The sequence below is a fragment of the Pedococcus sp. 5OH_020 genome, from assembly GCF_027812955.1.
Taxonomy (GTDB): Bacteria; Actinomycetota; Actinomycetes; order Actinomycetales; family Dermatophilaceae; genus Pedococcus.
On sequence record NZ_JAPYZV010000005.1, the window covers coordinates 316,152 to 334,379 of the forward strand.

Genomic DNA, 18,228 nt, shown 5'->3' on the forward strand with positions numbered 1-18,228 from the left:
CCCACCGGTCCTGCCTCCTGCCAGGCCTCGCAGGCCTCGCCAAGGCCATCCTCACGACCGACGATGTCCCGAGACACCCGCCAACGGTGTCTCGGGACGTCGCAGCTCAGGGGCATCGCCCTTGAGGCGCAGCGTGTGTCGCAGGATGCCCATGACAAGAATGACGATGAGAAGCTGCGTCGACAGGGCGCCGAGGGCGGTGTCCAGCTCTTTCACCGGCTCGGTGGACACCGCGCTCGGCACGCCTGGCAGCAGGGCCGCCGCGAGGGCCAGCCACGTCACGGCATGGACGCAGCCCGCGACCTTGCGTACGGCGGTCGACCCTGCCGCCGTCGGTCGTCCGTCGAACTTTCCCGGCGGCCGGTCCCCGGTGAAGAAGGTCTTGTAGGTCTCGATCGTGGCGATCGCCGCACCGGCGGATGCCAGGCTCAGGAGGAGCCAGTCCTCGGTGCGCATGGACAGCGGCACCGCCCACGCCGTCGCCACCGCCGGGCTTCGGAGGAACTTCCAGCTGCTGAAGCCCTCGATGGGTGCATCCTTCCAGGCGCCACCGACCGCCGTGGCCCATCCCGACCCTCCCCCCACCACGACGACGACGAGCCAGCTCGACAGGGACGACGAGACGTCGGCCCAGCGCAACGCCAATGCTGCGCCGCCGAGAGCGGCAAGCAGAAGGAGACCCGCCGCATACCGGATGGTGCGGTGGTCGACCGGGCGACCGCGGAACGCCAGACGCATGGGGATGGTGAAGGAGCTCTGGTCGTTCTCCCGCAGGATGGACTTCCAGCCCTCCGTCGCCAGGCGCTCCAGTGCATAGACCGTGAACGCCACGACGACGACATCCCGGCCGGTGGGGAACGGCCATACCCGGACCAGGGCGACGGCGAGCGCCACCGCCAGGACGATGCTGCGCAGGCACCTCGCCCAGTGGAACCCTTCGAACGGCGAGTCCTTGTACGCGCCCCAGGTCGCGGCGTGCATGCCCGCGAAGCATCCCATGACCACCCAGCCGAAGGTCGACATCGAAGGCCACTCCTCTCAGTTGCGGGGCCCTCTGGCACCGCTCCCCGGCGAGAGGAGGGCGCCCATGTAGCGTCGGCCGGTGCGCGAGTGACTCGCGTCAGCGCTGCAGCCGGTGTGTGTCGTCCCGGGGGTGAGCGGCGCGTGGACCTGAAGACGACGGGGCTCGTCCGATCGATGTCGTAGGCCTGTCATCCGCGTGCTGGAGACCGCCCTCGGGCACAGGGGTGATCTTTGGTCCGGCCGTCGCTAGAGCTGCGGGTTCATCTGCTGGACAAGCGATTCGGCCCCTAGCGTGGAGCGGGTAGCTGCACCGAGTCCCCTTGCTGAGAGGCCTGCCATGCGCACCCGTGACCTACACCGGCGAGGCTCTCGGTTCGCCCGCGGCGCACTGGTCGCCCTTGTGGCGGCCTCGGCCGCCCTGGCACACAGCGGTACCGGTATGGCCTCCGTCGAGGACGTCGACCCAGCGCGCGGTCTCGCCACGCAGACGGACGAGGAGCACGCCCACACCGACCTGGTCGGCGTCTCCATGGAGCAGCTGGAGCGGACTGCCAACCCGGCCGTGGGACGGCGGCCCACGACCGGTGCCGCCGCGAGGCAGGCAGCCGCCGCCGTCGCGGCCGGCCCGGAGGTGTCGGGCTCGTGGGGCCCCGTCGTGCCCGCCGCCGTGGTGCCGGCCTTCACGGCGCTCCTTCCCAACGGCAAGGTCCTCATGTGGGACTCCGTCGGGGACAACGCCACGGAGTCCTACCCCGACCAGACGTTCACCCGGGCGGCCGTCTGGGACCCGGCCACGGGGGTCTCCACCAGGATCGACGTGGTCGGGGCCAACATATTCTGCGCCGGTTTCGTCCAGCTCTCGGACGGCCGCGTCTTCGTCGCGGGCGGGAACAAGGACCAGGCGCTCAACGGCATACGGCTGACGCACATCTTCGACTGGGAGACCCTGACCTGGACACGAGGCCCCGACATGGCCGGCGAACGCTGGTACCCGTCTGTGGCGGCCCTCATGGACGGGCAGGCGCTGATCGTCGCCGGCGGCCCCACCATCGCCGAGATCAGGGGCGTCGACGGCTCCGTGCGACAGCTGCCCGGGATCACCGCACCGTCTGGCCGGGCCTACCCGTTCCTCCAGAGCGCACCGGACGGCCGGGTCCTCAACTCAGGCTCCGACAACGCGGTGCGCCGGCTGAACTGGTGGGGCACCGGCTCCCTCGAGGCCAGCATCGGCCGGGACGGCGTGGACCGCAGCTACGGCAGCTATGCCACGTACGCGCCGGGACTCACCCTCGTCACAGGGGGCGGCTCGTCGACCGTCAACGGCGTCGCAGTCCCCTACAGCTCCACCTCGATCATCGACACCCGCTCGGGAACCCTCGCGACCAGGGCCGCCGCACCGATGGCGAACCGGCGACGCCAGCACAACCTCACGCTGCTGCCGGACGGCACGCTTCTGGCGACCGGCGGCATGTCGGTCACCGGTGACGGCCTCATCAGCCTGGCGAACGCCGTCTACGCCGCGGAGCGCTGGGACCCGGCAGCTGACTCGTGGAGCACCCTGGCCAGCGCCTCCGTGGTGCGCCAGTACCACTCGACCGCCATGCTCCTGCCGGACGGCCGCGTGCTCACCGGTGGCGGCGGCATCTGTGGCTCCTGCCAACAGCAGGGCTACCTCCGCAAGGACATCGAGGTCTACTCGCCCCCGTACCTGTTCGCGCGCGACGGCAGCGGCAGCCTGGCGCCTCGACCGACGGTCGCGCAGGCTCCCTCGCAGGTCACCCTGGACCGGCCCTTCACGGTGAGCTCGCCGGAGGCCGCCCGGATCGCCAAGGCTGCCCTGATCCGGCTTGGGGCACCGACGCACTCCCAGGACCAGGGCCAGCGCTACCTACCCCTCAGCTTCACGACCTCCGGTCAGCAGGTGACCATCACTGCACCTCCGAACGCCGCCGAGGCGCCTCCCGGCTACTACATGCTCTTCGTCGTGGACGTCGACGGGGTCCCCTCCGTGGCGCCCATCGTCCAGGTGAGGTCCGCCGCACCAGGCACCTTCCAAGGCGGTGCCACACGCTCGGGAGGTCCCGCCGCCATCGCCTACGCGGGCACGGGGGCGACCGGCGTCGCGCAGCCGCTCGAACCAGGGACGTGGCGGGCCTCGCGCGGCAACCTCGCCACCGTGGGGAACGACCAGACGAGCTCGCTTGACCTTGCCGCCGGGTGGGCAGCGACCATCTGCGTCGACGACGCCATGACGACCTGCACCACGATGCTGCCGGGTCCGGCGACGTCGCTGCCGACCGGCTTCGACAACGCCATCAGCGCCATCCGCGTCCAGCCGTACGACGGTGACACCCAGGCCCCGACCGCGCCGACGGGACTCACCGCGACAGGCGGCCTGAGCCGCACGGAACTCTCCTGGAGTGCATCCTCGGACGATGTGGGAGTCACCGGGTATGCCGTACACCGCGGCACAGCCTCCGGGTTCACCCCCACTTCCCAGACTCTGGTGGCAACGGTGACCGGGACGTCGTACACCGACAGCCCTCTTGCGGCCGGCCGGTACTACTACCAGGTCACCGCCCACGACCTGGCGGGCAACACGAGCGCACCCTCACAGGAGGCAACGGCTCTCGTGACGGCTGACACGACGGCGCCCACGGTCTCCGTCACCTCCCCAACGGCCGGCTCCTCCGTCTCCGGCACCGTTTCGGTCACGGCAACGGCGGGTGACGACACGGGGGTCTCCTCGGTGCAGCTGCGCCTGGACGGGACCCCACTGGGAGGCCCGGACACGTCGCCTCCCTACCAGGCCATCTGGAACACCACCTCGAGCACCAACGGCTTCCACACGGTCAGCGCCACGGCGACGGACGCCGCGGGCAATGTGGGCTCCTCCACGGCCGTCACGGTGACAGTGTCGAATGCGACACCACCGCCGCCCGGCCTGGTGGGGGCCTGGTCCTTCGACGCGGGCTCCGGCACCACGGCTACTGACTCTTCCGGCCAGGGCAACACCGGCACTCTGAACGGGCCGTCGTGGACCTCCAGCGGCCGCCTGGGTGGCGCACTGGTCTTCGACGGAGTCAACGACCGGGTCGATATCGCCGACAGCACGAGCCTGGGGCTGACCTCGGGGATGACCCTGGAGGCTTGGGTGCGCCCCACCACCACCAGCGGCTGGCGCTCCGTGCTCGTCAAGGAGCGCCCCGGCGGCAGGGCCTACTCGTTGTACTCGAGTGACGCCAGCAGCCACCCGTCGTCCGTCCTACGGCTCAAGTCCGACGTGGCCGTCGCGGGTCCGGCGGTGTTGCCCGTCGGCACCTGGTCCCATGTTGCCAGCACGTATGACGGTGTGACGCACCGGTTGTACGTCAACGGGCTGCAGGTCGCGGCGGTTCCCCGCAGCGGCAAGATCGGCACGTCGGCCAAGCCTTTGCGCATCGGCGGCAACACCATCGCCGGCGAGTGGTTCAGCGGAGCCATCGACGAGGTCCGGGTCTACAACCGTGCGCTGAGCGCCGCCGAGGTCGCGGCCGACCAGAGCCGCCCCCTTCCCTGACTCGTTCCCGGCAGCGTGGTACCTCTCGAACACCGCCGAGCCGCACCGTCACTCAGTGATCGTGTCGGCATGGCGATGGGCCACGCGCCATTCACCACCCTCGCGGCGGTACACCTGAGTGGCCCGCAACGTGTAGGAGCGCGGCTGACCGTCCACGGACGCCGAGGTGTGCTCGAGGCCCGCGGTGTACGCCAGGTCGCCCACGACGTCGTACGCCAGGACCTCACAGCGGTACGAGATGCAGTCGGAGAAGCTGTGCCCCAGAGCGCCGAACAGCTCGTCGAGCTCGCGCTGGCCTTGGGCGTTGCGCCAGGCCCCCAGGACACTGACTGGTTCATGGCGGGACCACAGGGCCCGTCGGGGTGCCGGGTCGCCGTTATGGAGGGCGAGCTCTGCCTGGTACAGCGTGGTCCTGACCCACGCCAGGAACTCTTCACGGTCACTCATGCACCCAGAATGCCGCCTCGGAGCCCAGGTCGGGCGCTCGCCGGCGCACGGCGCGTGCTTCGTCGGTCAGGTCGCCTGGGATGCCGTGTCCAGGTACTCCGGCTGCAGCGACTTGACGGCTTCCTCCAAAGTCTCGAACCGGCCCTGCAGCCGCCCTGCGAGGTCACGCGCCTCGAAACCCACGCCGAAGTCACCGTCGACGTTGCCCAGCGCCGCGCCAAGCTCGTCGAAGATGCGGAAGTGCCCGCGGGACAACCGGGTGGTCACTGTCATCGGCCTTCACTCTCAAGACGGACGTGCGCTGTGAGCCGATAGTAAAGGGGAGGTAAAGATCCCTTCAAGGATTGGTCAAGGCCGTGGGCGATACTCGGAGAATGTTGGGCCGAACAGGCTAGGTACGACCACAGCCCGCGCCCAGTGCGAACGGTTGGCGTGCCAGCGGTCAGGACCGGCGGTCAGGAGCCATCCGGCAGTCAGGAGCCATCCGCCTGCGGTACCGACGCGGCGACCTGGGCTGCGAAGTGCCCTGCGCCGTACCCGTTGTCGATGTTGACCACCGCCACCCCGGGCGCACAGCTGTTGAGCATCGTCAGGAGGGGAGCCAGCCCCTCGAAGGCAGCCCCGTACCCCACGGACGTCGGCACTGCCACGACCGGAGCCGAGACCAACCCCGCCACGACGGTCGGCAGGGCACCGTCCATCCCTGCCACCACGACGATGCAGCGCGCGGACCGGAGCTGCTCGAGCCGCCCCAGCACCCGATGCAGGCCTGCCACACCCACGTCCACCACGAGCTCGGCGGACCTGCCCAGGTGTCGAGCTGTGAGCAGCGCCTCGGCGGCCACCGGGAGATCCGACGTTCCAGCGGCGACCACGAGCACGGGTCCACCGGTCGGGACAGGAGGCTCCGCCGGCCAGGCGAGCAGCCTCGCCGTCTCGTCGTACGCGGCATCCGGCAGCCGCGCCAGCACCGCCGCGGCATGCTGCGGCTGTGCCCGCGTGAACAGCGTGCGGGCCCCGCGGCGCCCGACCTCCGCAGCGATCGCACCCACGTGCACGGCCGTCTTGCCTTCGCAGTAGACGGCTTCGGGATAACCCCGTCGAGCGGCGCGGTCGAGGTCCAGCTCGGCAATGCCCCGCAGCTGGTCCCCCGGCTGCCACGCCGGGTCAGCCACGTCCGACCGCCACCAGCGGAAGGGTGAACGCGCCTGACTGGAGACCCGCGAGATCCACTGTGACGAAACGGAAGCCGGCCGTTCTGACGGCCGCTCTCACCCGGTCACGCATCGCAGGCTCTAGGGCCCTCGTCAGGTCCTCAGTCGGCAGCTCGACGCGGGCGACCTCTCCGTGGTGCCGCACGCGGCAGTCGACGAACCCCAGGGAGCGCAGGCCCGCCTCCGCAGCCTCCACCTGGGCGAGCTTCTCGGGCGACACCTCCTCGAAGTGTGGGATCCGTGAGGCGAGGCAGGGGGCGGCCGGCTTGTCGGCACAGGGCAGCTCCAGCGCCCGGGCGATGCGGCGTACGGCCGCCTTGTCCAGACCGGCGTCGGCCAGCGGCCGCAGCACGTGGTGGTCGGTCGCGGCGCGTGATCCCGGGCGGTCGAGGCGGCGGGCGTCGTCGGCGTTCTCGCCGTAGGCGACGGCATCGAGCCCGTACTGCTCGACGACGGAGTCGGCGATGCGGGTGAACAGCTCGTCCTTGCAGTGGAAGCACCGGTCGGGACCATTGCGCTGGTATGCCGGGTTGTCAGCTTCATGGGTGGGGACCTCGACGACGGGGGCGCCGATGAAGGAGGCCACCTCGTGGGCGCCCGAGCGCTCGTCACGGGCGAGGCTCGCAGACACCCCCAGGACCGCGACGACCCGCTGGGGCCCGAGCGCGCGAACGGCGAGGGCGAGCAGCGTGGCGGAGTCGACCCCGCCCGAGTACGCGACGCCGACGCGTCGATAGCCGGAGAGGCTTTCGAGGACGTGGTCGACAGCCTGCTGGTCCGAGCCGAACGTGACGTCGTGGTGCATGCTCCTCACCTTCTCACCTGTGTCCTCTGCATGCGCAGCGCGCCATGTTGGGCACCCGCGGGCACCGGCGTCCACAGGTTGCCACCAGCTGTCCGGGCGTCTTGCCAGACCCCGGACCCGAGGCAAGAGTGAGGCCATGACGACGACCACCGAGGAGAGCCCCGCGCAGGCGGCCGGGCGCGCCGCACGCCTTGGCGACGAGCACGGCGTACTCACCGCCGAGCAGGTGAAGGGCTTCATCGCCGAACAGCTCGCGGCGACCGACGTCGACGGCAAGAGCGTCTGCATCGTCGTCCCCGACGGGACCCGCACCTGTCCCCTACCCCTGCTGGTCGGGGCGGTCCACGCTGCGCTGCACGGTCGCGCGACGCGGATGACCACCCTGATCGCGCTCGGCACGCACCAGCCGATGAGTGAGCAGGCGCTGGCGCGGCACCTGGGGTACGAGCCCGGCCGGCTCGAGGAGACGTATCCGGGGATGACGGTCGTCAACCACGAGTGGTGGGACCCGGACACGTTCGCTGACCTCGGCACCATCCCCGCGTCACGCCTCGCAGAGCTCTCGGAGGGTCGGCTCACGATGGACGTCCCGGTGCTGCTCAACAAGGCGGTGGTGGAGCACGACATCGCCCTCGTGGTGGGGCCGGTGCTGCCGCATGAGGTCGTCGGCATCTCCGGCGGCAACAAGTACTTCTTCCCCGGTGTCGCGGGCCAGGACATCATCGACGTCTCGCACTGGATCGGGGCGCTGATCACGTCCGCCGAGATCATCGGCACGACGTCCGTCACTCCGGTCCGGGCCCTCATCAACGAGGGCGCCGCCCTCGTCCCCGCCGAGAAGCTGGCCTTCTGCGTCGTCGGCGAGGCCGGGACCACCGACCTGCACTCCATCTCGTTCGGCGACACCATCGCGTCCTGGGCGAGCGCGGCAGAGGTCTGCGCAGCCACTCACGTCCACTACCTCGACGCCCCCGTCGCGCGGGTCATCTCGGTGATCCCACCGATGTACGAGGACATCTGGACCGGCGCCAAGGGCTTCTACAAGCTCGAGCCCGTGGTCGCCGACGGAGGTGAGGTGATCCTCTACGCGCCCCACATCACCTCGATCTCCACGAGCCACCCGGAGATCCTCGAGATCGGCTACCACTGCCGCGACTACTTCGTGAAGCAGTGGGACCGCTTCAAGCACATCCACTGGGGCACCCTGGCTCACTCCACCCACCTGCGGGGGGCCGGCACGTACGACCCGGAGACCGGGCAGGAGCGGCTTCGGGTCAAGGTCACCCTTGCCACCCGCATCCCAGAGGAGCAGTGCCGGCAGGCGAACCTGGGCTACGTCGACCTCGCCTCGATCGATCTTGCGGCAGCCGAGGCCGACGGCGAGACCTTCGTGGTGCCCAATGCGGGCGAGGTCCTCTTCCGGCTGCGTTGAGCCGTCGTCGTACGCGATCACGGCGGTGGCTGCACCGTGATCTCCCGGGCGTCCGTGGCAATTGCCGGCAACCGCTTGGACCTCCTGCCCAACTCCTGGGTCAATGGTGACAACCACCCCGACCTGGCAACCACCCGATAGACACTGCGAATGCGAGAGGCCCATCATGCTGCGCCCCCAGGACACCTCCACCCGCGAGCGGAAGACGCTGGACGGCATCTGGGCGTTCCGGCTGGATGCCGACGCGGTGGGCGTGCAGAACCGCTGGTATGCCGGCTCGCTCACCGAGGCGCGCGACATGGCGGTGCCGGCAAGCTTCAACGACCTCACGGCTGACGCGGCGGTTCGCGACCACGTCGGCGACGCCTGGTACCAGCGGACCGTGCGGGTGCCCCGGGGCTGGGACGGACACAGGGTGGTCCTGCACTTCGAGTCGGCCACGCACCGCGCCACCGTCTGGGTCGACGACCTCGAGGTCGTCCGCCATGAGGGTGGCTACACCCCGTTCGAGGCCGACATCACCGACCTCGTCACGCCGGGCGAAGTGATCCGGGTCACCGCCCTGGTGAACACCTCGCTGAGCTTCCAGTCCATCCCTCCCGGAGTCGTGGAGCAGACTGCGGCCGGCCCCCGTCAGAGGTACTGGCACGACTTCTTCAACTACGCAGGACTGCACCGCTCGGTGTGGCTGTCCGCCACGCCAGGGGCTCGCATCGAGGACCTCACCGTCACGACAGGTTTCCTCGGGAGCACCGGCTCGGTGGGCTGGACCGTCCAGGCCGTCGACCGCGAGGAGCTCGAGGTACACGTGGTGCTCAGGAACGCACAGGGCGACGAGGTCGCCACCGGCATCGGCGAGTACGGCTCACTCGAGGTGCCCGACGTCAGGCTGTGGGCTCCGGGGAGCCCCTACCTGTACGACCTCGAGGTCCAGCTCGTCGACCACGGTGGGACGGTCCGCGACTCCATCCACCAGCACGTCGGCGTCCGCACCGTCGAGGTCCGCGGCACTGAGTTCCTCGTCAACGGAGAGCCCTTCTACTTCAGGGGGTTCGGCATGCATGAGGACCACGCGGTGCTCGGCAAGGGACACAACAACGCGCACCTCGTCCACGACTTCGAGCTGCTGCACTGGATCGGCGCGAACTCGTTCCGCACGTCGCACTACCCGTACAGCGAGGACGTGCTCGACTACGCGGACAGGCATGGGATCGTCGTGATCGACGAGACCGCGGCGGTCGGGCTCAACATGGGCCTCGGCGGCGGGATCCTCGGCGGCCAGGGCTACACCACCTTCTCCCCCGAGACCATCAACGACACCACGCGAGAGGTCCATGCGCAGGCGATCCGCGAGCTCGTCGCCCGCGACAAGAACCATCCCAGCGTGGTGCTCTGGTCGGTCGCCAACGAGCCGGAGTCACAGACGGAGGCCGCCGAGAGCTACTTCCGGCCGCTGTTCGACGTGGCGCGACAGGCGGACCCCACCCGGCCCGTGGGCTTCGTCAACGTCATGCTGGCCCCGCACGGTGAGTGCCGCGTGTCGCAGTTCGCCGACGTGCTCATGCTCAACCGCTACTACGGCTGGTACGTGCACACCGGTGACCTGGCTGCCGCGGAGGACGCGTGGCGCCGCGAGCTGCAGAGCTGGGCATCGGACGGCAAGCCGATCGTCATCACCGAGTACGGCGCCGACACGCTCAGCGGCAACCACTCCCTCATCCCGCAGCCCTGGAGCGAGGAGTACCAGGTCGAGTACCTGGAGATGAACCATCGGGTGTTCGACTCCGTCGAGGCCGTCGTCGGAGAGCAGGTCTGGAACTTCGCCGACTTCGCGACGACGTCCGGCATCGTGCGGGTCGACGGCAACAAGAAGGGCGTGTTCACGCGCGACCGCCGCCCGAAGTCCGCCGCGTTCGCGCTGCGCCGTCGCTGGACCGAGGCGAGGTGACGTGGGCGTCGGTTGAGGCCGGACACGCCCCGGAGCACCTGCGTCGCCGGTTCCCTGCCAACGGAACGGGGCTGCCCGGCTACCGTGCTTCTCCATGAGCTCCATGACCACGTCACCGGACCCCGGTCCGGCTCACCACCTGTGGGTCGACGCCAGTGCCGGCGTCGCCGGAGACATGCTGCTCGGCGCACTCGTCGACGCGGGCGCCGACCTGGCCGGGGTCCAAGCTGCCGTCGACACGGTCCTGCCCGGCACTGTTCTGCTCGAGACGGCCACCGTCACCCGCGCGGGGCTGCGGGCCCTCAAGGTCGACGTGCGGCTGCTGGTCGAGGACCAGCCTCATCGGACGTGGCGCGAGATCAGGTCGCTGCTGACCGAGGCAGCCCTGCCGGAGCAGGTACGGCAGGCCTCCCTCACAGTCTTCGGTCTACTCGCCGAGGCGGAGGCGCGCGTGCACGGGGTGCAGGTCGACGAGGTCCACTTCCACGAGGTCGGGGCGTGGGACTCGATCGCGGACGTCCTGGGCGTCGTCGCCGCCGTGGACCTGCTCGGCGTCACGGATGTCACGGCGAGCGCGGTGGCCCTGGGATCCGGCCGGACGCGTACAGCGCACGGTGACGTACCGGTCCCGGCACCCGCGACGCTTCAGCTGAGCACAGGGTGGCCGGTGCTCTCCGGTGGCGAGGGCGAGCTGGCGACACCCACGGGCATGGCCCTCGTTCGCGGCCTGGCGTCAGCCAGCGGCGACCTACCGCCTCTGCAGGTCGACGCCGTCGGGGTCGGTGCCGGCAGCAAGGACACCCCCGGGCGGCCCAACGTCGTGCGGGTGGTGCGCGGCCCGCTGGCCGTGGCGGAGCCGGCTGGTGCGCGGACCGGTGCACCAGCCGGTGTCGCGGCCGCGGGGCACGGCTCCGGGCTGGACCAGGAGCGGCTGTTGGTGCTGGAGGCCAACGTCGACGACCTCGACCCGCGTGTGTGGCCGGAGGTCCTGGCGCTGCTCCTGGACGCCGGTGCCGCCGACGCGTGGTTGACGCCCATCCTGATGAAGAAGGGTCGCCCCGCGCACACCTTGTCGGTGCTGTGCCACGCCGGGAGCCGAGAAGGTCTGCGGGAGCTGGTGTTCAGGCAGACGACGACGTTCGGCATCCGTGAGCATCCGGTCGCACGGACCACGCTGCGCAGGGACTGGCGCCCGGTGTCCGTTCGGGGGCACACCGTGCGGGTCAAGATCTCGACGGATGTCCAGGGCGAGGTCCTGCACGCCACCCCGGAGTTCGAGGACGCGCTGAGTGCGGCGCGTGCCTGCGCGCTTCCCGTACGGCAGGTACTGGACGAGGCCGCTGTGGCGGCCGCAGCGGCGGGCATCGTGCCGGGCGTTGTTCCACCCGGGAGCCCAACCCCAGCCTGACAGCCCTCGGCACCGTCCCGACCGGGTGACGGGTGGGCAGGGCCATGGTCACTCGTCGTGGGAGAACGTCACGATCGACGCAGTGCCGGCCGGGACCGTGACCGTCGCGGACTTCTGCTGCACGTCGGCCGGGACCGAGGTCGGCACACCGTCGGCCGCACCGTTGGCCAGCACCTGCCGTCCTCCCAGGCTGATGGCCGAGGCGTCGGTCGAGCTCAGCCCGCCCGGAGCGTCGCTCTTCAAGGTGACCTGCTCGGCCTTCTGGAAGGTCGAGGGCAGGGTGAGGGTGACGGCGTCAGCGGTGCTCGTGAGTGAAGTGGGGTCTTGGACGTTGACCAGCACCGCGGTCACTGTGCCTTGCGGACCCTCCACCGCGTACGCGCGCAGCTGGGGCAGGGCGCTCGTAGGAAGGTCGAGGTCGAGGAACCGGCCGCCTTCCGGAACCTGACGGAAGGCCCAGAGGCCGTAGTACAGCGGTGTCGGGGACACCTTGTCCTGGTCAAGCTCAGCCTGGTCCTTGGCGCAGAAGGCGCCGTAGTACCGGTAGGAGACCGGGTAGTCGGCCGAGCTCCGCTCCTTGAAGTCGCCGCAGATCGCCTTGGTGTTCGTATGCAGGGCAACCCGGCCGATGCCCGCCTTGGCCGCCTGGAGCAGGTAGTCGAGCGACCACAGGGAGGTGGCATAGCTGTCACTGACCCCCGGCTGGCCGCTGCACGAGGCGCTGTTCGACTCGTTCACGACCATCGGGACCGGGTGGGACAGCCGGTCCTGGAGCGCCATGACGCCGTCCAGCTTCGTCTGGGTCTTGGTCCACGTGCTGGCCGACATGAGCGTCGGGATGCTGACGTTCGAGGAGCCGCAGTGGCTTCCGGGGTACCAGTGGGACGTGATCTCGGACAGCAGCCGTCGGGGGTCGCTGGAGGTGTCGGCCGCCACCGCGGTGACGAACTGGTCGAGTCTGGTGTTGGCTGTCGAGGTGTTGGCGGAGGGGCCCGTCAGCTTCAGGTCGACTCCGGGGACCCCGGCGCGGAGCTCCGCAGCGACCTCCTTGAGCTTGGTGTAGTACTCGGCACCGGTGAGGGTGCTGACGTTGTCGAACTCGTTGCCCAGCTCGACGGACAGCAGGTCGTCGCCGAGCGTGTCGTGTGCGGCCTTGACCTCCGCGACGACCTGGTCGATCGTCACGGCCGGCGACGGGTCCTTGGTGGGGCTCTTCACCTGTGAGGGGTCGAGGAGCTTCTTCAGCGGGACGCCGAGCGTGACCTTCCACCCGGAGTCGTCCAGAAGTGCCTTCAGGCCGTCCAGGTCGGCCTGGTCGACGGTGCCTCCGATTGCCTCCGGCGGAGCGGCTGTGCTGCTGTACCGTCCGAACGCCGGCCACACCAGGTCCATCGAGTACCCACCCAGCCGAACCACGCCGTGGCGTCCCAAGGTCTTCAACCGCTGGGACAGCAGGGCCTTGGTGAGAAAGCCGTGGGCGAAGTCGGCGGACTCGACGGAGAAGCCCTGGTTGTCCCCGGTGATCCGGGGGTTCTGGTCGTTCTTGGTCGCGGTCAGCGTGAAGGCCGTGCTCGCGCCTGCGCCAGTGGTTGTGCTACCGACGGCACCGGTCCCTGCGGCGAGGGCGATCCCGGCGACCGCTGCTGTTGCCAGCACCGACCGTCGGAGGCCTCGCCGGCTTCTCCCTCGACGGGTCACCGTCGTGGACGTGTCGCTCATCTGACTGACTCCTTTGTCATGGTGGTTGTCGCGCCCCGGCGGGCGGCTGCACAGCTCGTCAGTCGTCGTGCTGGTGGATCGCGATGACCGACGCCTCCCCTGCTCCCAGGGTCATCGTCAGCCGGTCGCCCTTGATCTGCTCCTGGGTTGCGTCGAAGCCCGGCCACGTGCCGTCGGCCGCCACCTGGCGGCCGTCGATGCGCACCTGCGCGGCGTCCAGGGTCTTGCCGGCGCCGGTGGGGTCGTAGGGCGTCATGCGGTCCACGAGAGCGGACGAGCCGGGCGCGTCGACGGTCAGGGTCACCGGGCGGTCGGACTTGTTGATCAGGAACAGCCGGCGCTCCGCGGCGCTGCCCTCCACCCGCCAGGCCTTGACCTGGTTGCCGGCGGTGGGGTCGTCGGTCGAGACAGCCACCGGCCGCAGGCCCGACGTGCCCTGCGCGAACTTGGAGAACAGCAACAGGGCGTAGTACTCCGGGGCCGCTGTCGGGGCTCCCATCGCCGGCGACGGGTCATAGTCGACGGCGTTGTAGTAGCCGTTCCCCTCCTCAGGGGAGAAGAACGCGCGGACCTCGGCGTTGTGCAGGTTGACGCCGATCGCGCCGGTGCCGCACGCGGTGTTCGCCGACGGGGCCTGTGGTGGCTGCGGGCAGGCTGCGTTGAACATCATGTCGAGGGCGTACGTCGCGCTCGCGGCGACGTTGCTCACGCCGTCCGCGCCGCGTCCCGCCGCGGTGTTCGTCTCCTCGAGGCGGTAGCCGAGGCCGTGGCGGGCAGCCTCCTCAGCGTGCTCGTAGACCTGGTAGTCGAGGCTCTGCATATGCTCGTCGGAGAGCAGGGCGGGAATCGTCGCGCAGCGGTATGGCTTCCCGTTGCAGGTCCGGGCGAGCGGGTAGAAGTGGTCGCTGGCGTAGGCGCCGAACGCTCCCGCCCGAGTCTTGGCCCCAGGCGCGAAGACGTCGAGGATCTGCGGCCAGTTCCAGAAGTACCGGGTCGGCCCTGCGGCGATGGTCTGCCACGGCAGGATGTCCTCGCTGGTGTTCGGTGCGATGACCGGGAAGGGGCCCGTTACTCCGCGCGCGGAGTACGTACGCAGGTCGTCCAGGTAGGCGCCATACCGGCTCGCTCCGTAGGACAGGTCCGTCTCGTTGCCCAGCTCGATGCCGGCGACGTACCGGGCGGCCTTGCCCGAGAAGGCAGGGGCCACTCCCTGGGTCACGAAGGTGTGGGCGTGGTCCGGGCTGACGAACGGTCTGCGGTCACTGGGCGGTGACATCGCCGTCCCCAGGACGACCCCCCACGCGGGGCGCGCGGTGTCGGCGTCCCCGGCGTTGGTCGCGTCCAGGGTGGAGCGGATGAGGGCGAGGTCGTCCGGGGTGACGACCTCGTTCGTGTTCGTCGCGTCGGGCACGAACGGCATGAGGTCCTGCGACGAGCCGCCGATGCGAAGCACGCCTGTGCCGAGGTTCTTCAGCAGGTTGGCGAAAGCAGGACGGGCGTTCGGTCCCATGTAGCGCTCGACCAGCGACCACTCGAGGCTCAGGCCCACGAAGTTCTGCGGGACTGCGCCACCCTCCTCGTGGCGGGGGTCGAGCCGCACGGAGGCACCCGCGCCAGTGCCATCGGCGCCAGTGCCATCGGCGCCGGTGGCTCCGGCGACGGGCTGGGAGCCGTCGCTGGCGAAGCTGGGCGCGGCGTAGGCCGACAGGGCCAGCGCCGAGACGGCGCCGGCGGCCAGCAGGCTGCGGACGGCCCGACGGCGATCTCGGCTTCGGGCGCTGCGGACGGGATGAGGTGAGGAGAACGGTGTGAACACGAGCAACGCCCCAATGGTTGTAGTCTGGATTTCCGCTCAGAAAACGTTATCTGACAGCCTGAACCGAGCGGTGGGCCGCTGTCAAGACTTTCCGAGGGTCCAAGGTCGAGCCATGCGAGGCAGGTCCCGGGGCGCCTGTAGCCTCGGGGTGGACCGACGTCGTGGGGAGGAATGTGAGCGGGGCAGCAAAGCGAGCCACCATCATCGACGTGGCTCGTCAGGCGCGAGTGTCGATCTCGACCGTGTCGCGAGTGCTCAACGAGCGGCCCGTGGCCGACCAGGAGCTGGTGGTGCGCGTCCGCGCGGCGGCCGACGAGCTGGGGTACCGGCCGAACGCGGTGGCGCGGGACTTCCGGCGCGGACGCACGACCAGCATCGGCGTGGTCGTCCCGGACCTTGCAAACCCGTTCTTCACCCATGTGCTCAAGGGCCTGGCCAACGACGTGCGCGCCGGTGAGCACCGGCTGCTGGTGGTCGACTCCGGGGAGGACCCGGAGGAGGAGATCCAGCTCGTGGAGCAGCTGGCCGAACGCTGTGACGGCATGGTGCTGTGCTCGCCGCGCATGTCCCGCGCGCACCTTCAGGCGGTCGCCGGACTCGACATCCCCGTGATCTGCACCAACCGTTCCGTCGCAGGCCTTCCCCTCGGCACGATCGGTGTCGACTCGGCCGTCGGTATGGCGCAGGCGGTGACCCACCTCTACGAGCTGGGCCACCGTCACGTCGGCTATCTCGCCGGCCCGCAGTCGTCGTGGTCGGACGCGCGCCGCCGGGAGGGCCTCACCTCCGCCGCAGCGGCCTGCGGCATGGAGGTCTCCGTCACCGTGGCGGGTTCGGCGAGCGACGCCGGGTTCACCCGTCTGCCCGACCTGCTGCGCGAAGGCGTGACGGGGGTGCTCGCGTTCAACGACCTCGTCGCCGTGGGAGCGCTTGCCCGGCTGCGAGAGCTCGAGGTGGCTGTCCCGGGCGACCTGTCGGTGGTCGGCTTCGACGACATCCCGGTCGCCGCGTTCCTCGGCCCGCCGCTCACGACGGTCAGCGTGCCGAAGGAGGACCTGGGCCGCGCAGCGTGGGCCATGCTGCGACAGCAGATGCAGGACGGTGAGGTGGCGTCGGAGCAGTGGCTCCCCTCGGCACTGGTGGTCCGCCAGTCGACAGCTCCGCACCCGAAGCGCCTGCAGTCCGGGGCTGGCCGACGGGACGGCCGCCGGGCCGCTCGCTGACTGCGCGGGCCGGCGCCCACTCCTGCGGCGCGAGCCGCACACCGGTGCCGGGCCAGGTGCCGGAACGCTCGTGGAGCTGTTCGTCGCACCGGACCCGGCACCGCCGTGACCAGGTCGTCAGGCCGCGGTGGCCCCGGCCACGACCAGCGGCTTGCCGTTCTCGGTGACGTTGCTCAGCACCAGGTTGTCGACGTACTCCACGGTCGGGGCCTTGGACGTGGTGCCGAAGTCGACATCGGTGAGGCGCACCCCGCGGATGTGGTCGTCGCTGTAGCCGCGCAGGTTCAGCGACTGCTTGGCGGACTGGACCGTCATCCTCTCGACGTTGATGTCGGACACCAGGGGGTTGAAGCCCTGGCCAGGCCCGTCCTCGTAGTAGAAGTTGATGTCGATGACGGCCTGACCGACCTGCCCGACGGTGATGTCGCGGGCGTGGAAGCCCGTGATGAACCCACCACGCAGGGAGTTGGTCTTGAACCGCAGGGCGATGTCGAGGTTCGGGCTCGACATCTGGCAGTCACGCACGAAGACGTTCCGCACTCCCCCGGACATCTCGCTGCCGATCGTCACGCCGCCGTGCCCGTCGCGCATCTGGCATCCCTCGACGAGGATGTCCTGGCTGGGGACGTCGACCCGCCGCCCGTCGGTGTTCTTCCCCGACTTGATGGCGATGCAGTCGTCACCGGTGTCGAAGAGGCAGTCGCTGATGACGACCATCCGGCTCGACTCGGGGTCGCAGCCGTCGTTGTTCGGTCCGTGCGAGCTGACAGTGACGTTCTGCACGAGCACGTGGTCCGAGAGGGTCGGGTGGATCTCCCACATCGGCGAGTTCACGATCGTGACGCCCCCGATGAGGACGTTGCTGCAGCGGTACGGCTCGATGAACGCCGAGCGCAGGTAGTCGCCCTCGCCGAACTGCCGCTGCTCTACGGGCACACCGGCATCCGCCATGGCGCTCAGCCGGTCGCGCGCCGGGCCCTGCCACGGGTCGCCCTTCTTCCAGCCGAAGTCGGTCTTCCCCTTCCAAGGCCACCAGTGCGCGTTGTCCGCCTGGCCGTCGAGCGTGCCCGAGCCCGTGACCGCGATGTTCTCCTGCTCGAACGCGTAGATCAGCGGGGAGTAGTTGTAGAGCTCGATGCCCTCGAACCGCGTCAGCACCGCGGGCAGGTAGTCGGCGGGGTTCTGGCTGAACCGGATGCGCGCGTTCTCGGTGACGTGGAGGTCCACGTTGCTCTTCAGGTGGATCGGTCCAGTCAGGTAGTCGCCCGCCGGGACGACGACGTGTCCACCTCCTGCGGCGTGGCAGGTCGCGATCGCGTCCCTGAAGGCCTCCGTGCAGTCGACGGTGCCCCCGGCGACTGCCCCGTGGTCGGTGATGTCGAAGTACCGGTCGGGGAAGTGCGGTGCGCGCACCGTCGCCTTGATGTACTCGGCCCGCCCCCATGGGTTCCCCGGCGGGAACGGGCCCGGGCCTTCACCGTTCCCAGCCGCAAGGGCCGTCCCCTGCGCGCCGAGGGCGAACCCGACGGTGCCGGCGCCGATGGCCGTGAACCTCAGGAAGTCCCGTCGTGTATGCCGCTGAACCACTGCAATCTCCTTTGATGGCAACAACTTCTTGTCATGGAAGCGGCGGC

13 protein-coding genes are annotated in these 18,228 nt (G+C 70.0%); 5 read left to right on the plus strand and 8 right to left on the minus strand.

What is annotated here, in order from left to right:
• Nucleotides 1–51: 51 nt before the first annotated feature.
• On the minus strand, nt 52–1,023 hold the full coding sequence (locus PHA84_RS11420) for a hypothetical protein (protein ID WP_270888225.1): 972 nt from the start codon (nt 1,021–1,023) through the stop codon (nt 52–54).
• A gap of 337 nt (nt 1,024–1,360) precedes the next feature.
• On the opposite strand from PHA84_RS11420, the gene PHA84_RS11425 reads away from it, so the two are divergent.
• A complete protein-coding gene (locus PHA84_RS11425) occupies nt 1,361–4,582 on the plus strand; it encodes a LamG-like jellyroll fold domain-containing protein (protein WP_270888226.1) in 3,222 nt (1,073 codons plus the stop codon).
• Nucleotides 4,583–4,630: 48 nt separating this feature from the next.
• Here PHA84_RS11425 and PHA84_RS11430 read toward each other — a convergent pair whose 3' ends face one another.
• The 4 genes from PHA84_RS11430 to larE form a co-directional block, all read right to left on the minus strand.
• The gene (locus tag PHA84_RS11430; RefSeq protein WP_270888227.1) at nt 4,631–5,029 is read right to left on the minus strand and encodes a nuclear transport factor 2 family protein; all 399 of its coding nucleotides are present in this window, start codon (nt 5,027–5,029) and stop codon (nt 4,631–4,633) included.
• 66 nt (nt 5,030–5,095) lie between these two features.
• Complete coding sequence (locus PHA84_RS11435) at nt 5,096–5,302, minus strand: hypothetical protein (RefSeq protein WP_270888228.1); 207 nt, start codon at nt 5,300–5,302, stop codon at nt 5,096–5,098.
• Between the two features lie 200 nt (nt 5,303–5,502).
• A complete protein-coding gene (gene larB, locus PHA84_RS11440; protein ID WP_270888229.1) occupies nt 5,503–6,204 on the minus strand; it encodes a nickel pincer cofactor biosynthesis protein LarB in 702 nt (233 codons plus the stop codon).
• Nucleotides 6,197–7,048, minus strand: coding sequence for an ATP-dependent sacrificial sulfur transferase LarE (larE, locus tag PHA84_RS11445; RefSeq protein WP_270888230.1), 852 nt, complete (start codon nt 7,046–7,048; stop codon nt 6,197–6,199). The genes larB and larE overlap by 8 nt, the downstream gene beginning before the upstream one ends.
• Before the next feature lie 136 nt (nt 7,049–7,184).
• Between larE and PHA84_RS11450 the strand changes: the two genes are divergently transcribed.
• From PHA84_RS11450 to larC, 3 genes are all read left to right on the plus strand, one after another.
• A complete protein-coding gene (locus tag PHA84_RS11450) occupies nt 7,185–8,480 on the plus strand; it encodes a lactate racemase domain-containing protein (protein ID WP_270888231.1) in 1,296 nt (431 codons plus the stop codon).
• A 166-nt stretch (nt 8,481–8,646) separates the two neighbouring features.
• Entirely contained in the window at nt 8,647–10,428 is a 1,782-nt protein-coding gene (gene uidA, locus PHA84_RS11455) for a beta-glucuronidase (RefSeq protein ID WP_270888232.1), read from the plus strand.
• Nucleotides 10,429–10,522: 94 nt separating this feature from the next.
• Nucleotides 10,523–11,836, plus strand: coding sequence for a nickel pincer cofactor biosynthesis protein LarC (gene larC / locus PHA84_RS11460; RefSeq protein WP_270888233.1), 1,314 nt, complete (start codon nt 10,523–10,525; stop codon nt 11,834–11,836).
• Nucleotides 11,837–11,884: 48 nt separating this feature from the next.
• On the opposite strand, the gene PHA84_RS11465 is transcribed toward larC, so the two are convergent.
• Together PHA84_RS11465 and PHA84_RS11470 are read right to left on the minus strand one after the other, a co-directional pair.
• Nucleotides 11,885–13,555 (minus strand): glycosyl hydrolase family 79 C-terminal domain-containing protein, encoded by a 1,671-nt coding sequence (locus PHA84_RS11465; RefSeq protein ID WP_270888234.1) that lies wholly within the window; start codon nt 13,553–13,555, stop codon nt 11,885–11,887.
• Nucleotides 13,556–13,613: 58 nt separating this feature from the next.
• Nucleotides 13,614–15,377 carry a hypothetical protein gene (locus tag PHA84_RS11470; RefSeq protein ID WP_270888235.1) on the minus strand — a complete coding sequence of 588 codons (1,764 nt, stop codon included), beginning with the start codon at nt 15,375–15,377 and terminating at the stop codon, nt 13,614–13,616.
• 167 nt (nt 15,378–15,544) lie between these two features.
• Here PHA84_RS11470 and PHA84_RS11475 point away from each other — a divergent pair, with 167 nt between their 5' ends.
• Nucleotides 15,545–16,594 carry a LacI family DNA-binding transcriptional regulator gene (locus tag PHA84_RS11475; RefSeq protein WP_270888236.1) on the plus strand — a complete coding sequence of 350 codons (1,050 nt, stop codon included), beginning with the start codon at nt 15,545–15,547 and terminating at the stop codon, nt 16,592–16,594.
• Between the two features lie 117 nt (nt 16,595–16,711).
• On the opposite strand, the gene PHA84_RS11480 is transcribed toward PHA84_RS11475, so the two are convergent.
• Nucleotides 16,712–18,181 carry a glycosyl hydrolase family 28 protein gene (locus PHA84_RS11480; protein ID WP_270888237.1) on the minus strand — a complete coding sequence of 490 codons (1,470 nt, stop codon included), beginning with the start codon at nt 18,179–18,181 and terminating at the stop codon, nt 16,712–16,714.
• Nucleotides 18,182–18,228 lie beyond the last annotated feature (47 nt).

Coding starts and splice junctions, on each gene's coding strand:
- PHA84_RS11420 (WP_270888225.1), bottom strand. CDS start 1,023: ATGTCGACCTTCGGCTGGGTGGTCATGGGATGCTTCGCGGGCATGCAC.
- PHA84_RS11425 (WP_270888226.1), top strand. CDS start 1,361: ATGCGCACCCGTGACCTACACCGGCGAGGCTCTCGGTTCGCCCGCGGC.
- PHA84_RS11430 (WP_270888227.1), bottom strand. CDS start 5,029: ATGAGTGACCGTGAAGAGTTCCTGGCGTGGGTCAGGACCACGCTGTAC.
- PHA84_RS11435 (WP_270888228.1), bottom strand. CDS start 5,302: ATGACAGTGACCACCCGGTTGTCCCGCGGGCACTTCCGCATCTTCGAC.
- larE (WP_270888230.1), bottom strand. CDS start 7,048: ATGCACCACGACGTCACGTTCGGCTCGGACCAGCAGGCTGTCGACCAC.
- PHA84_RS11450 (WP_270888231.1), top strand. CDS start 7,185: ATGACGACGACCACCGAGGAGAGCCCCGCGCAGGCGGCCGGGCGCGCC.
- uidA (WP_270888232.1), top strand. CDS start 8,647: ATGCTGCGCCCCCAGGACACCTCCACCCGCGAGCGGAAGACGCTGGAC.
- larC (WP_270888233.1), top strand. CDS start 10,523: ATGAGCTCCATGACCACGTCACCGGACCCCGGTCCGGCTCACCACCTG.
- PHA84_RS11465 (WP_270888234.1), bottom strand. CDS start 13,555: ATGAGCGACACGTCCACGACGGTGACCCGTCGAGGGAGAAGCCGGCGA.